At 55.7% G+C, this 14,677-nt stretch carries 15 protein-coding genes; 7 read left to right on the top strand and 8 right to left on the bottom strand.

All coding sequences use genetic code 11. The features are described from left to right. Window positions 1–11: 11 nt before the first annotated feature. Both ampE and ampD read right to left on the bottom strand, forming a co-directional pair. Window positions 12–866 carry a beta-lactamase regulator AmpE gene (gene ampE, locus ACMGGX_RS13425; protein ID WP_181594398.1) on the bottom strand — a complete coding sequence of 285 codons (855 nt, stop codon included), beginning with the start codon at window positions 864–866 and terminating at the stop codon, window positions 12–14. 9 nt (window positions 867–875) lie between these two features. Continuing rightward, entirely contained in the window at window positions 876–1,427 is a 552-nt protein-coding gene (ampD, locus tag ACMGGX_RS13420; RefSeq protein ID WP_063439736.1) for a 1,6-anhydro-N-acetylmuramyl-L-alanine amidase AmpD, read from the bottom strand. Between the two features lie 87 nt (window positions 1,428–1,514). Between ampD and nadC the strand changes: the two genes are divergently transcribed. From nadC to hofC, 4 genes are all read left to right on the top strand, one after another. Continuing rightward, window positions 1,515–2,408 (top strand): carboxylating nicotinate-nucleotide diphosphorylase, encoded by an 894-nt coding sequence (gene nadC, locus ACMGGX_RS13415; RefSeq protein WP_033144643.1) that lies wholly within the window; start codon window positions 1,515–1,517, stop codon window positions 2,406–2,408. Window positions 2,409–2,581: 173 nt separating this feature from the next. Next, the gene (gene ppdD / locus ACMGGX_RS13410) at window positions 2,582–3,019 is read left to right on the top strand and encodes a prepilin peptidase-dependent pilin (RefSeq protein ID WP_047060126.1); all 438 of its coding nucleotides are present in this window, start codon (window positions 2,582–2,584) and stop codon (window positions 3,017–3,019) included. A gap of 10 nt (window positions 3,020–3,029) precedes the next feature. Next, window positions 3,030–4,412 (top strand): type II secretion system protein GspE, encoded by a 1,383-nt coding sequence (gspE, locus tag ACMGGX_RS13405; protein WP_420298480.1) that lies wholly within the window; start codon window positions 3,030–3,032, stop codon window positions 4,410–4,412. After that, window positions 4,402–5,586, top strand: a complete 1,185-nt coding sequence (hofC, locus tag ACMGGX_RS13400) for a protein transport protein HofC (protein WP_348562028.1) — start codon at window positions 4,402–4,404, stop codon at window positions 5,584–5,586. Before gspE ends, hofC begins: the two co-directional genes overlap by 11 nt. A gap of 43 nt (window positions 5,587–5,629) precedes the next feature. Here the strand turns inward: hofC and ACMGGX_RS13395 are convergent, their stop codons facing one another. Next, the gene (locus ACMGGX_RS13395) at window positions 5,630–6,673 is read right to left on the bottom strand and encodes a GMP reductase (RefSeq protein WP_181594394.1); all 1,044 of its coding nucleotides are present in this window, start codon (window positions 6,671–6,673) and stop codon (window positions 5,630–5,632) included. A 228-nt stretch (window positions 6,674–6,901) separates the two neighbouring features. On the opposite strand from ACMGGX_RS13395, the gene coaE reads away from it, so the two are divergent. Genes coaE through yacG form a run of 3 tightly spaced genes read left to right on the top strand, consistent with a single transcriptional unit; the run spans window position 6,902 to window position 8,469 of the window. Beyond that, window positions 6,902–7,522 (top strand): dephospho-CoA kinase, encoded by a 621-nt coding sequence (gene coaE, locus ACMGGX_RS13390; RefSeq protein ID WP_348562027.1) that lies wholly within the window; start codon window positions 6,902–6,904, stop codon window positions 7,520–7,522. Then, a complete protein-coding gene (gene zapD, locus ACMGGX_RS13385; protein WP_023310405.1) occupies window positions 7,522–8,265 on the top strand; it encodes a cell division protein ZapD in 744 nt (247 codons plus the stop codon). The genes coaE and zapD overlap by 1 nt, the downstream gene beginning before the upstream one ends. Window positions 8,266–8,274: 9 nt before the next feature. Beyond that, window positions 8,275–8,469 (top strand): DNA gyrase inhibitor YacG, encoded by a 195-nt coding sequence (gene yacG, locus ACMGGX_RS13380; protein ID WP_023310404.1) that lies wholly within the window; start codon window positions 8,275–8,277, stop codon window positions 8,467–8,469. A gap of 34 nt (window positions 8,470–8,503) precedes the next feature. Here the strand turns inward: yacG and mutT are convergent, their stop codons facing one another. The 5 genes from mutT to ftsZ form a co-directional block, all read right to left on the bottom strand. Continuing rightward, complete coding sequence (gene mutT, locus ACMGGX_RS13375; protein WP_181594393.1) at window positions 8,504–8,896, bottom strand: 8-oxo-dGTP diphosphatase MutT; 393 nt, start codon at window positions 8,894–8,896, stop codon at window positions 8,504–8,506. Window positions 8,897–8,953: 57 nt separating this feature from the next. After that, window positions 8,954–11,659, bottom strand: a complete 2,706-nt coding sequence (gene secA, locus ACMGGX_RS13370) for a preprotein translocase subunit SecA (protein WP_023310402.1) — start codon at window positions 11,657–11,659, stop codon at window positions 8,954–8,956. 58 nt (window positions 11,660–11,717) lie between these two features. Beyond that, window positions 11,718–12,221, bottom strand: a complete 504-nt coding sequence (gene secM, locus ACMGGX_RS13365; protein WP_420298479.1) for a secA translation cis-regulator SecM — start codon at window positions 12,219–12,221, stop codon at window positions 11,718–11,720. 279 nt (window positions 12,222–12,500) lie between these two features. Continuing rightward, window positions 12,501–13,418 carry a UDP-3-O-acyl-N-acetylglucosamine deacetylase gene (gene lpxC / locus ACMGGX_RS13360; protein ID WP_008501977.1) on the bottom strand — a complete coding sequence of 306 codons (918 nt, stop codon included), beginning with the start codon at window positions 13,416–13,418 and terminating at the stop codon, window positions 12,501–12,503. 101 nt (window positions 13,419–13,519) lie between these two features. Next, a complete protein-coding gene (gene ftsZ / locus ACMGGX_RS13355) occupies window positions 13,520–14,671 on the bottom strand; it encodes a cell division protein FtsZ (RefSeq protein WP_008501978.1) in 1,152 nt (383 codons plus the stop codon). Between the last annotated feature and the right edge of the window lie 6 nt (window positions 14,672–14,677).

The following is a 14,677-nucleotide window of genomic DNA, read 5'->3' as shown; positions in this document are numbered from 1 at the left end:
GGCGCGCTGGCCTACACCAGCGTGCCGTAAATCGTCAGCAGCGCCACGATCACCACCACCACAAACGACGTTTTCTTCGCCATGGAGACAGCGGCTTTCGGCGTTTCAATCTTGTCGGTATGCGGCTCACGCGCCAGCGAGAACTGCGCCAGACGCGTTAGCACCTGGTACTGCGACGTATGGCGATCGGCAAGCGAGGCGAACCATGCGGGCAGCGCTTTTTCACCATGACCAATTAACGCGTACACCACGCCGACCAGACGCACCGGGAGCCAGTCGAGCACGTGCAGGATGGCGTCAATACCGGACTGCAGGCGTTCATGCGGCGTCAGATAACGGGCAAGCCAGGTCTGCCAGGCGCGCAGGAACGCATACCCCATCAGCAGCATCGGCCCCAGCGGGCCACCCACTACAAACCAGAACAGCGGCGCAAGATAGTAACGGAAGTTAATCCACAGCAGCGCGTTTTGCAGCTCGCGCAGGAATTCGCGCTCGTCGCAGTCCGGCGGCACGCCGTGGATCATCGTCAGCTCGCTCGCCATGGCACCGCGCGCATGGGCATCGTCACGGGAGGCGGCTTTCAGGTATGCGTGATAGTGTAAACGCACCTTGCCTGCGCCAATGCACAGCACGCCAAGCAGGATCCACACCACCAGCAGCGGCACGTTGAAAAAGAGTCCATACAGCGAGCGCAGGAGCAGGAACGTAATGACCATCACCCCTGCCATCATCAGCAGCGTGCGCAGCATGGAAAAATGTTTGATACGGCGGAATAATACCTCCAGCCGGTGATCCAGATGCCAGTGCTCGCCGAGCTTGAACAGGCGTTCAGCGATGATAACCAGCAGCATGGTAAACAACGTCATGGTATCTCCTTATTCTGACGACGCGGTGAGCATGGCGCGAAACCGGGGCCAGTCAAAGGCCGGGCCGGGATCGGTTTTTCTCTCCGGGGCTATATCACTGTGTCCCGTGATATTGTCGGCGATAGCCGGGTAGAGTCCGATAAGCGTGCGGGTCACTGCCGCTAGCCGTTGATACTGTGAATCGGTGTAAGGCGTCGTATCCGTTCCTTCCAGTTCGATCCCGATAGAAAAATCGTTGCACCGTTCGCGCCCGTGATACATCGACACGCCGGCATGCCAGGCGCGCTTATCAAAGGGAACATACTGAACCACTTCACCATCGCGACGAATCAGGCAGTGAGCCGATACGCGCAGATGTGCAATTTCAGCAAAGAAGGGATGAGCATCGGGATCAATCGTTCCCGTGAATAACGCATCGATCCACGGGCCGCCAAATTCACCCGGCGGGAGACTAATATTATGAACCACCAGCAGTGTGGGCTTTTCATCCTCCGGGCGGCAATCGTGGTGCGGCGAGGGCACGTGCCGCGCATCCACCAGCCATCCGTTTTCTAACAACATGCTGGAACTCCTTCTGTATGGTGCAATGACTCGGTTCAGAGTAGCATGTTTCAATATTATGATTCGTTACCAATTTGGAGTTTTATCATGCCGCCTCGCCGCTACAACCCCGACCACCGACGTGAAGCGCTTCTGGAACGTATTAATATGGATATTCCGGCAAGCGTCTCCCATGCTTTGAAAGAAGATCTGGGCGGTGACGTTAACGCTGATAAGGATATTACCGCACAATTGTTGCCAAAAGAGACGCGCTCGCACGCGGTCATTATCACCCGTGAAGACGGTGTTTTTTGCGGCAAGCGTTGGGTTGAAGAGGTCTTTACCCAGCTGGCGGGTGATGATGTGCAGATTATCTGGCACGTTGAAGACGGCGATGCAATTACGGCAAACCAGCCGCTGTTTGAACTGGACGGTCCTTCCCGCGTCTTGCTGACCGGCGAACGTACCGCGCTCAATTTTGTACAAACGCTTTCTGGCGTGGCCAGTGAAGTGCGTCGCTACGTTGACCTGCTGGCCGGTACCCGCACCCAGCTGCTGGATACCCGCAAAACGCTGCCGGGCCTGCGTACCGCGCTGAAGTATGCGGTGCTCTGCGGCGGCGGCGCTAACCATCGCCTGGGCTTATCCGACGCCTTCCTGATTAAAGAGAACCACATTATTGCCTCTGGCTCCGTGCGTCAGGCGGTGGAGAAAGCCTTCTGGCTGCACCCGGATGTGCCTGTCGAGGTAGAAGTCGAAAGCCTGGAAGAGCTGGAGCAGGCGATTAAGGCCGGGGCCGATATCATCATGCTCGATAACTTCGAAACAGAGCAGATGCGCGAGGCGGTAAAACTGACTAACGGCCGGGCCCAGCTTGAAGTGTCCGGGAACGTCACTTTCGAAACGATCCGTGAATTCGCCGAAACCGGCGTGGATTACATATCCGTCGGAGCGCTGACCAAACACGTTCGCGCCCTCGACCTCTCAATGCGCTTCAAATAACGCATTCTCCCCTCTCCACCCGGAGAGGGGAATTTCAGCCCCGCTCGCAGATCCGCTGTTCTGCCCTGCAACACTGAAAAAATTCTCGGAAGCCTCCTTCCCGTTCCCTTTTTCCCTCTCGTTTCTGCTCTTTCCCGCTGACAAAGTAGCGCCACTTTGCATAAGGAGCAGATATGAACAGACAACAAGGCTTCACCCTCATTGAGCTGATGGTGGTCATTGGCATCATTGCGATTCTGAGCGCCATCGGCGTTCCCGCCTATCAGAACTACCTGCGCAAGGCGGCGCTGACCGATATGCTGCAAACCTTCGTTCCCTACCGCACGGCCATTGAGCTTTGCGCACTGGATCACGGTGGCGTGGAGAGCTGCGACGCCGGCAGTAACGGTATCCCTTCCCCCACCACGACACGCTACGTTTCAGGAATGAGCGTAGCGAAAGGGACCGTGACCTTAACAGGGCAGGAGAGTCTTAACGGGCTGACGGTAACCATGACGCCACGGTGGAGCGACGGCAACGGTATGACGGGCTGGACGCGCGACTGCAACATCAGCGCGGACAGCGCCCTGAAACAGGCCTGCGAAGACGTTTTCCGCTTCGACAATAACTGAGGAGCGGATAATGAATACCGATCAACTCGTGGCGCTTTGTCATCGCCATCACGCTCTGCTGCTCACCAGCGACAGTGACATGGTCAGCATCGCCGTCGTGGGCAGCCCCGCGGCTGAGCTCATGGAGGCGCTGCGCTTCGCGACCCAGAAACGGATTGATATTGAGTGCTGGAGCGCTGAGCGCATGGAAAAACATCGGCAGCTAACGTCACAATCGCATCTGCCCGTCGTTTCGCAAACACACTCGACGGTGGATATCCTCAATCACACGCTGCAGCAGGCAATCAGCCAGCGCGCCTCCGACATTCATATCGAACCGATGGAGCACGCATGCCAGATCCGTTTACGCATCGACGGGGTTCTTTGCCCACAGCCTCCGCTTTCCGCCTCGCTGGCCAGCCTGTTCAGCGCTCGTTTAAAGGTGCTGGGTAATCTGGATATTGCAGAACGTCGTTTACCTCAGGACGGTCAGTTTACGATTGAGCTGGCAAACGCGCCGGTCTCGTTTCGGATCGCAACGCTTCCCTGCAGCGGTGGTGAGAAAATTGTGCTGCGTCTGCTGCATCAGGTTCAGCAGGCTCTTGAGCCGAAAGCGCTTGGTATGAGCGCAGAACAACTGGCCTGTTTCAATGAGGTTCTCCACCAGCCGCAGGGGCTGATTCTGGTTACCGGCCCTACCGGCAGCGGCAAAACCGTGACGCTGTACAGCGCGCTGCAGGCGCGTAACACCCCCGACGTCAACATCTGTAGCGTGGAGGATCCCATTGAGATCCCCCTTGCGGGATTAAACCAGACGCAGATTAATCCCCGGGCGGGTTTAACATTCCAGAGCGTGCTGAGGGCGCTGCTGCGTCAGGATCCAGACATCATTATGGTCGGCGAAATCCGTGACGGCGAAACGGCAGAAATTGCCATTAATGCCGCTCAGACCGGTCATCTGGTGCTGTCAACGCTGCACACAAACTCGACGACGGAAACCCTGATTCGCCTGGAGCAGATGGGCGTCGCGCGCTGGATGATATCTTCCGCGCTGTCGATGGTGATTGCCCAGCGGCTGGTCCGGCGTTTGTGTCCGCACTGTCGTCGGGAAGCCAGCGAGCATGCTGAATTACCGCGCGCCGTATGGTCCAGACCGCTTCCACGCTGGCAGCCCACCGGCTGCGATCGCTGTTATCACGGTTTTTATGGCCGCGTGGCCATTTTTGAAGTGCTGGCGATCGACAATGCCCTGCGTCAGGCCATTGCCAGCGGGGCAGGAATCGAAGTGATAGAGTCGAGCGCCCGGCAGGCGGGAATGACTTCTCTTTTTGAGCACGGCTGCATGGCCGTCGAGCAAGGGCTGACCACGATCGAAGAGCTGGTGCGCGTGCTGGGAATGCCGGATGGCTGCTAATCAGCTCTGGCGCTGGCGAGCGCTCACCAAAGAAGGTGAACCCCGAAGCGGAACACTCTGGGCCACAGACCGCACTGCCGCCTTCACCAGGCTGATGCGTAGCAATCTCCATCCTCTTGCGCTGACCCGATGCGCTCAGCGACACCGCTGGCGGCCGCATCACTGCTGCGAGATGTTTCGCCAGCTCGCAACGCTTCTGCAGGCGGGGCTGACGTTGTCCCACAGCCTGCAGATGCTGGCAGAGCAACACCCGTTAAAACCGTGGCAGGCGCTGCTGCAAAGTATTGCCGATGAGCTCAGTGAGGGTTCCCCCTTTTCTGAGTCGCTAAAAAAGTGGCCAGCGGTGTTTAGCCCACTGCATGTCTCTATGGTGAAAACCGGTGAGCTCACAGGGAAACTGGAGGAGTGCTGTCGCCAGCTCGCGCAGCAGCAAAAAGCGCAGCAGCAGCTCAGAGAGAAGGTGAAAAAGGCCCTGCGCTATCCGGCGATCGTCCTGACGCTGGCCGTACTCGTGGTGCTGGCGATGGTCATCCTTGTCTTGCCCGAGTTTGCCGCGATCTACAAAACGTTTAACACGCCGCTCCCGATGCTGACGCAAATGGTCATGGGGATGGCCGCATTTATCCAGTCCTATGCCCTCGCGTTGTTCGCCGCGTTATTAACGCCCTTAGCCGCCGCCTGGGCACTGCGGCACAACCCTCGCTGGCAGCGCATGCTGATGCACATGCCCGTGATGGGCGCGCTGGCAAAAGGCCAAAAACTGGGACACATCTTTACCGTGCTGTCACTCACGCAGCATGCAGGTATCCCCTTTTTACAGGGTCTGGAGAGCGCAGAGGAGACCGTTGAAAGTTGTTACTGGCGGGGGATACTCCACAGCGTTCGGGAGGACATTGAAAAAGGTCTCCCCGTCTGGTCATCCTTTCAGAAAGCGGCCATCTTTACCCCGCTGTGTATTCAGCTTTTACGAACCGGTGAAATGTCAGGTGCGCTGGACATCATGCTGGCAAACCTCGCCCGGCACCACACGGAACAGACCTTTCAACGGGCAGATAATCTGGCGGCACTTCTCGAGCCATTGCTTCTGATTGTGACAGGGGTCATCATCGGCACGCTGGTAGTGGCAATGTATCTGCCGATTTTCCATCTGGGGGATGCGATGAGCGCGGGGTAGTGCTGAACAGCGCTGGCGCACGGACATGCGCCAGCAGAAGCCATTACAGGCTGTTGAATACGCGGTTTTCCTGTTCCTGAACGCGAATAAACGTCGTACGTTTAGTCAGCTCTTTCAGGCGGGATGCCCCAACGTAGGTACAGGCCGAGCGCAGGCCGCCGAGGATATCGCGCGCGGTGTATTCAACCGGGCCGCGCAGAGGCAGCTTCACGGTTTTACCTTCCGCCGCACGGTATTTTGCCACGCCACCGACGTGACGGGTCATCGCGGATTCAGAGCTCATGCCGTAGAACAGCATAAATTTCTCGCCGTTCTCTTCAACAACGGTACCACCGCTCTCTTCGTGGCCTGCCAGCATACCGCCGAGCATCACGAAGTCAGCGCCGCCGCCGAAGGCTTTCGCAACGTCGCCCGGCATGGTACAGCCGCCATCGCTGATGATCTGACCGCCCAGACCGTGCGCCGCATCGGCGCATTCAATGACGGCGGAAAGCTGCGGATAACCGACGCCGGTTTTGACGCGTGTGGTGCACACAGAGCCCGGGCCAATACCCACTTTCACGATATCTGCACCGGAAAGGATCAGCTCTTCACACATTTCACCGGTCACCACGTTGCCCGCGATGATGGTTTTCGTCGGCCAGGCCTCACGCGCCTTGCTGACGAACTGCACGAAGTGCTCGGAGTAACCGTTCGCAACGTCAATACAAACGAAGTTGAGCGCCGGGTTAGCGTTCAGGATCTGTTTGGTCTTCTCGAAATCCGCATCTGAAGTCCCGGTAGAAACCATCACATGCTTCACCACGTCAGCAGACACGGACGCAACAAACGCATTCCACTCTTCAGGGCTGTAATGTTTGTGCACGGCTGTAAGAATGTCGAACTGTGCCAGGGCGGTTGCCATCTCAAAGGTTCCCACAGTATCCATGTTGGCTGCGATGATCGGCACGCCAGACCAGATCTGACCGGAATGCTTAAAGGTGAATTGACGTTCGAGTTCAACGTCTGAGCGACTTTTCAGTGTAGAGCGTTTAGGGCGGATAAGAACGTCTTTGAAACCTAACTTCAGATCTTCTTCGATACGCATGTGCGGATTCCTGGGGTTAGAGGCAAATATGTTAAAAGCACAACTCCAGTGACGTTATCATACGCACTAATACCTGCTCCGCAAGACTGCGAAATTCTCTTTTTTTACGCTACAATCCTATAAATTTACCTGGTAAAAAGCCGGTAAACAGGACCAAACAGTTGCTGGCGCACCTAAGAGTTTTAATCAACTGATTTTAATAATGAATAATTCCCAGGATTTGAATTAATGGGGTATATCGTCGCATTAACCGGCGGCATCGGTAGTGGCAAAAGTACCGTTGCGGACGCGTTCTCTCGTTTGGGTATCACGATTATTGATGCCGATATCATTGCCCGCCAGGTGGTAGAGCCCAATACACCCGCGCTAAAGGTCATCGCAGAACATTTTGGTCAGACAGTCATCAATGCCGATGGCACACTGAATCGCCGTCAGCTTCGCGAATGCATTTTTTCTGATTCTGCAGAAAAAGCCTGGCTTAATGCCCTGCTCCACCCCATCATCCACCAGGAAACTCAGCGTCAGATAGCCGCAGCCCGCTCGCCCTATGTCCTGTGGGTGGTTCCGCTACTGGTTGAAAATCAGCTGCAGAAGAAAGCCGATCGTGTGCTGGTGATTGATGTCGCACCCGAAACGCAAATCCAGAGAACCATGGGGCGCGATCGCGTCTCGCGGGAGCATGCTGAACAAATTCTTGCCGCTCAGGCTACGCGCGCTCAGCGCCTTGCCGTGGCGGATGATGTTATTGATAATAACGGCGCACCAGATGCCATTGCATCGGATGTTGCCCGTCTGCACGCGCAGTATTTGACGTTCGCCGCGCAGGCCGTTGCACAGGAAAAACCATAATGTCGACACACATCCTTTTTGAGCATCCGCTCAACGAAAAAATGCGCACCTGGCTGCGCATCGAATTCCTCATTCAACAACTTTCACAACATCTGCCTGTTAACGATCATGCCACGGCGCTGCACTTCTTCCGCAACGTAGGCGATCTGCTGGATGTGATTGAACGCGGCGATGTCCGCACAGAATTACTCAAAGAGCTGGAGCGCCAGCAGCGTAAATTGCAGGCATGGACAGAGGTCCCCGGCGTAGATCAGAGCCGTATCGACGCGCTCCGCCAGCAGTTGAAAAGCAGTAGCGCCGTCCTGATGGCCGCGCCGCGCGTCGGGCAGTTTTTGCGTGAAGACCGCCTGATTGGCCTGGTGCGCCAGCGTCTGAGCATTCCTGGCGGCTGCTGCAGCTTCGACCTGCCGACGCTGCATATGTGGTTACATATGCCACAGGCGCAGCGTGACGCGCAGGTGAACAGCTGGCTGGCAAGCCTGGAGCCAATGCACCAGACGCTGTCGCTGATCCTCGATCTGATCCGTAACTCTGCGCCGTTCCGCAAGCAAACCAGCCTGAATGGTTTCTTCCAGGATAACGGTGATGATGCCGATCTTCTGCGTCTCAACCTGTCTCTTGGCGAACAGCTTTACCCGCAGATTTCCGGGCATAAAAGCCGCTTTGCGATTCGCTTTATGCCGCTGGACAGTGAAAATGGCACCGTGCCGGAACGTCTCGATTTTGAACTGGCCTGTTGTTAAGGAGTGCCGATGTCTGATGTCACCACCGTAAGCTGCCCAACCTGTGGCAAAACCGTTGTCTGGGGCGAAGTCAGTCCGTTCCGCCCATTCTGCTGCAAGCGCTGTCAGCTCATTGACCTGGGCGAATGGGCGGCGGAAGAGAAACGCATTCCAAGCGAAGGCGATCTCTCGGACAGCGATGACTGGAGCGAAACCCAGCAGTAATCTATAAAGCCTGCTGGCGCTTCGCCTGGCAGGCCTACGGTTGTGCGACTAACCGCAGGATCACGGGCTCATTAGCTGGCGGGAATTTTTCGGCATCACTTGCCTGAAGTTCCACCCAGCACCCCGGCTGTCCCTCTTTTCCCCAGGGTTCACCTTCCCAGTTTTCCACCAGCCAGAACCACAGCGTGATGTGCCTGTCAGGAAACTGGTACTCAAGCTTATCAAACAGCGTTGCGCCAAGCGGCGTGATCCCCACCTCTTCCTGAAGCTCCCGAACCAGCGCCTCTTCCGGCGTTTCACCTGACTCGATTTTACCGCCCGGAAACTCCCACTTGTTCGCCATATGGGCGTCGGCAGCGCGCTGGGTGATAAAGATTTGGTTTTGCGGGTTGCGAATAATCCCGACGGCAATTTGCAGTATTTTCATATTGTCACTTCCATAAAAAAGGCGCAGATTTCTGCGCCTTTTTGTTTTTTTATGAACTTAGCTCAGACGGCCGTGGCACGCCTTGTACTTTTTACCGGAACCACACGGGCACGGATCGTTACGACCCACTTTACGATCGCCGGTCTGCGCGGCGATCGCCGCTGCGGCTTCGCTGTCGTCGGTCTGATGACTCAGCTGTTGCATCTGTGCCAGACGCTCGGCTTCTTCACGACGCTGCTGCTCCATCGCTTCCACTTCTTCCGGCATACGCACCTGAACCTTGCTCAGGGTGCTGATCACTTCGTACTTCAGTGACTCCAGCATAGAGGCAAACATGGAGAAGGATTCACGCTTGTATTCCTGCTTCGGATCTTTCTGCGCATAGCCACGCAGGTGGATACCCTGACGCAGGTAGTCCATCGCCGCCAGGTGCTCTTTCCACAGGGAGTCCAGCGTCTGCAGCATCACGCCTTTTTCGAAGTGACGCATCATTTCAGCGCCAACAACCTCTTCCTTACGCTTGTAGACGTCCAGCGCGGTTTCAAAGATACGTTCACGAAGGGTCTCTTCGTGCAGCTCAGGCTCTTTATCCAGCCACTCTTTGATTGGCAGATCGAGGTCAAAGTCATTTTTCAGACGTTCCTGCAGGCCTTCGATATCCCACATCTCTTCCAGAGACTGCGGTGGAATATGCGCGTCGATGGTGGCTTTAAACACATCTTCACGAATGCTGTTGATGGTTTCGCTCACGTCAGACACGTCCAGCAGTTCGTTACGCTGGGTGTAGATCGCACGACGCTGATCGTTAGCCACATCATCATATTCCAGCAGCTGCTTACGAATATCAAAGTTGCGGCTTTCCACTTTACGCTGCGCGTTAGCGATCGCTTTAGTCACCCACGGGTGCTCAATGGCTTCGCCTGGCTTCATCCCCAGCTTACGCATCATGCCGGACACGCGGTCAGAGGCGAAAATACGCATCAGCGCATCTTCCATAGACAGGTAGAAGCGGGATGAACCGGCATCACCCTGACGACCCGCACGGCCACGCAGCTGGTTATCGATACGACGAGACTCGTGACGCTCTGTACCGATGATGTGCAGACCGCCGGACGCCAGAACGGCATCATGACGAACCTGCCAGTCGGCTTTGATCTGGGCAATCTGTTCTGGCGTTGGGTTTTCCAGCTCCGCCACTTCAGCCTGCCAGCTACCGCCCAGCATAATATCGGTACCACGACCCGCCATGTTGGTGGCAATGGTTACGGCAGCCGGATAACCCGCCTGCGCAACAATGTCCGCTTCTTTGGCGTGGAATTTGGCGTTCAGAACGTTGTGTTTGATACCCGCTTTAGTCAGCTCGTGAGAAACCACTTCGGATTTCTCGATGGAGATGGTCCCCACCAGAACCGGCTGACCATTCGCAGTACGGTCGCGAATATCTTCGATGATCGCCTGAATTTTTTCCGCTTCGGTCATGTACACCAGGTCCGGCATATCCTTACGGATCATTGGACGGTTGGTTGGAACGACCACGGTATCCAGCTTGTAGATGGAGCTGAATTCAAACGCTTCGGTATCAGCAGTACCGGTCATCCCCGCCAGCTTCTCGTACAGACGGAAATAGTTCTGGAAGGTGATAGACGCCAGCGTCTGGTTTTCATTCTGAATATCCACACCTTCTTTGGCTTCCACAGCCTGGTGCAGACCGTCAGACCAGCGACGTCCCTGCATGGTACGGCCGGTGTGTTCATCGACGATGATCACTTCGCCGTCTTTAACAATGTAATCGACGTCGCGGGTGAACAGCGCGTGGGCGCGCAGTGCAGCGGTCACGTGATGCATCAGCATGATGTTGCTCGGGGAGTACAGGGACTCGCCCTCTTCCATGATGCCTTCAGCCACCAGCAGCTCTTCAATTTTCACCAGACCACGTTCGGTCAGGTTCACCTGGCGCGCTTTTTCATCTACGGAGAAGTGGCCTTCACCCTGGAAGGTATCCGAGTCCTCTTTCTCCTGACGCAGCAGGTGTGGAATAATTTTGTCGACCTTACGGTACATCTCGGAGCTGTCTTCAGCCGGGCCGGAGATGATCAGCGGGGTACGCGCTTCATCGATCAGGATGGAGTCAACCTCATCCACCAGCGCATAGTGCAGCTTACGCTGGACGCGCTCTTCCGGGCTGAACGCCATGTTGTCACGCAGGTAGTCGAAGCCGTATTCGTTGTTGGTGCCGTAGGTGATGTCCGCGTTATACGCTTCGCGCTTGGCTGGCGCAGGCAGGCCGGACATGTTGATACCGACGGTCATACCGAGGAATTCGAACAGTGGGCGGTTGTTTTCGGCGTCACGCTGCGCCAGATAGTCGTTGACGGTAACGACGTGAACGCCTTTACCGGTCAGCGCGTTCAGGTAAGCCGGCAGCGTTGCGGTCAGGGTTTTACCTTCACCGGTACGCATTTCCGCGATGCAGCGCTCGTTGAGCACCATACCACCCAGCAGCTGGACGTCGAAGTGACGCATGCCGAATACGCGCTTACTCGCTTCGCGCACGACAGCAAACGCTTCCGGGATCAGGCTTTCTAAGGTTTCACCTTTTTCCAGACGCGCGCGGAATTCCGCCGTTTTCGCTTTCAGCTCGTCATCAGAGAGCTTCTCCATCGCCGGTTCCATACCGTTAATGACGGCAACAGCTTTACGCATACGGCGCAGGGTACGATCGTTACGACTACCAAAAACTTTAGTTAACAATTTGATTAGCATAATAAATTCTCAAACGCCCCAGTGTGGGCAGATAAATTAAGGTATTGAAAAAGTTAATTTAGCTGAGGCGCTGCGGCCCGGCGCGAATGCCGTGGGCCTGGCTAATCCAGGTTGAAACAGAGAATGAAACAGGTGAAACCAACGCACGCTGCGTTGTCTGGCGAACCATGACCGGCGGCTGGCTGTCCTGCGTGAGCAGCGCGTTGAGCGTGTCCAGCAGGGCAAGATGCTGAGCCTGCACCGGCAGCGCCTCTTCCGCAACAGGCATGGCCTGCGGCGCCATCGCGAAGGACAGATGGCGGATAACCGTGCGGATAGCGTGCTGGTGCCAGTAATCGACGGAGAAGTTTGGGCGGCGGTTGGCTTCAAGCCACGCGAGGTTAGTGAAGTTAACCCGCGAGTTGAGATCGTGTTTGGTAGTGGAGGTTTTTGCGGGCGTCGCCGCTTCGGCACTGTTGCTGAGCGCAGGCAAGCCGAAACTCGCCGCGACCATCCCTAATAAGAGATGCGGCCAGAAGTAACGTCTGCCAAATTGTCGCCAGCGCGTCAGTATTCCGCTCACCTGCTCCACCCAATAAGCCAGCCTTGCAGAGGCTGAGTTCAGTTATTCTTTTTAGCGCCCAGATAGTACCACTAAAGCCAATATACATCAGCAGGAATGAGGTGCCGCCGCGGGTAAAAACGGTCAAGAATGCAGCTAACGCACACATTTTCTGCGTGAGACAAACGAGAGATAACGCTGGGGCAAACGAAGAGGGATAAAAATAAAAACGACTGGTCTTCCTGGTCGGAGAGAGTACCAGGTTAACCAGTCGAGTTTTTTACGAAACGGGATAAACCGTTACGCCAGAACCATGCTTGGTGCTTTGAAAGCCAGCGGCAGTTCAGCTTCGTCTTCGAAGGTCACATATTCCCAGGCTTCCTGTTTTGCCAGGACGGCCTGCAACAGTTTGTTGTTCAGCGCATGACCGGATTTGAACGCGGTAAATGCACCAATGATGTTGTGACCACACATGAACAGGTCGCCGATAGCATCCAGCATTTTGTGACGAACGAATTCATCTTCGAAACGCAGGCCGTCTTCGTTCAGTACGCGATAATCGTCAACAACGATGGCACAATCGAAGCTGCCGCCCAGGCACAGGCCGCGGGACTGCAGATATTCGATATCACGCATGAAGCCAAATGTACGGGCTCGGCTGATCTGGCGCATAAACGCATCAGCAGAGAAGTTCATCGCATAGCGTTGGGTGCTGGAATCAATCGCCGGATGGTTAAAGTCGATGGTAAAGTCCAACGAGAAACCATTGTACGGTTTGAATTCAGCCCACTTGTCGCCATCTTCGACGCGAACGGTCTCTTTGATGCGTACAAATTTCTTCGCGCAGTTCAGTTCTTCGATGCCGGCATCCAGCAACAGATAGACGAACGGTGCAGCACTGCCATCCATAATCGGGATTTCTGGCGCATCGACTTCAACAATAATGTTGTCGATACCCAGACCCGCCAGGGCGGCGTTCAGGTGCTCTACGGTAGAAATCCGCACGTCATGCTCGTTCACCAGACAAGTACAGAGCATAGTATCACGCACAGATTTGGCATCGGCCGGAAAATCTACCGGTGGATTCAAGTCGGTGCGACGATAGATGACCCCGGTATTGGCCGGCGCAGGGCGTAACGTCAGCGTGACTTTCTTGCCGGTATGTAAACCGACACCAGTCGCCTGAACGATACGTTTAAGTGTCCTTTGTTTGATCATCGTATAATCTCGCCAAATTAACTATCCAACCGAGAGTGTATATCACTAACGGTGGGCCAGTTTAGCACAAAGAGCGCAAATCCCCTAATTCCAGCCAATTCTTAGTCAGCTTGCTTACGCAGGAACGCCGGGATATCCAGATAATCTGGCTCTTTCGCCGTTTGCGGCGTTGGGTCGTTCACCACTTTTGCGGCCGGTTTCTGCTCCTGAGTCAGAGGAGACATACCGTGCTGCTGGTAACGATCCATTACCGGTTGCTGAGTCTGCTTGTTGGTCACTAAGGTGATCTCAGGACGTTTGTCCATACCGATACCGGTCGCAACAACAGTAACACGCAGCTCGTCGTTCATTTCAGGGTCAAGGGAAGTACCGATTACCACGGTAGCGTTGTCAGAGGCGAACGCACGGATAGTGTTACCCACGGTTTCGAACTCATCCAGACGCAGGTCAAAGCCAGCGGTAATGTTGACCAGCACGCCGCGCGCACCAGACAGATCGATATCTTCCAGCAGTGGAGAAGAGATAGCCATTTCAGCCGCTTCTTCTGCACGGTCTTCACCACTCGCCACGCCAGAGCCCATCATCGCGTAGCCCATTTCGGACATCACGGTGCGAACGTCTGCAAAGTCAACGTTCATCAGGCCAGGACGGGTAATCAGTTCAGCGATACCCTGAACCGCGCCTTTCAGCACGTCGTTTGCTGCACCGAATGCGTCCAGCAGGGAAATACCGCGACCCAGAACTTTCAACAGTTTGTCGTTCGGGATGGTGATCAGCGAGTCCACATGCTTGGACAGCTCGGTGATACCCTGCTCCGCGAAGGCCATACGCTTCTTGCCTTCAAAGTTGAAAGGCTTGGTCACGACAGCAACGGTCAGGATACCTAAATCTTTTGCCACTTCAGCCACAACAGGTGCTGCGCCGGTACCGGTACCGCCACCCATGCCTGCTGCGATGAAGACCATGTCCGCACCTTCCAGTGCAGCGCGCAGCGCTTCACGATCTTCTTCAGCCGCATTACGCCCGACTTCCGGGTTAGCCCCTGCTCCCAGCCCTTTGGTGATACCACCGCCGATCTGGATAGTCTGGCCTACAGCCGTCTTACGCAGTGCCTGCGCATCGGTGTTAACTGCGAAGAATTCAACACCTTCAATGCGTTCACGCACCATATGCTCTACGGCGTTACCGCCGCCGCCACCGACGCCGATGACTTTAATCACCGCGTCGTTGGTCAGTTCCATAGGTTCAAACATAATTTC

It is taken from the genome of Enterobacter sp. BNK-29, from assembly GCF_048684785.1.
GTDB classification, from domain to species: domain Bacteria; phylum Pseudomonadota; class Gammaproteobacteria; order Enterobacterales; family Enterobacteriaceae; genus Enterobacter; species Enterobacter cloacae_M.
Note: the sequence above shows the minus strand (reverse complement) of the source record. Positions and strands in the feature narration are given on the sequence as shown.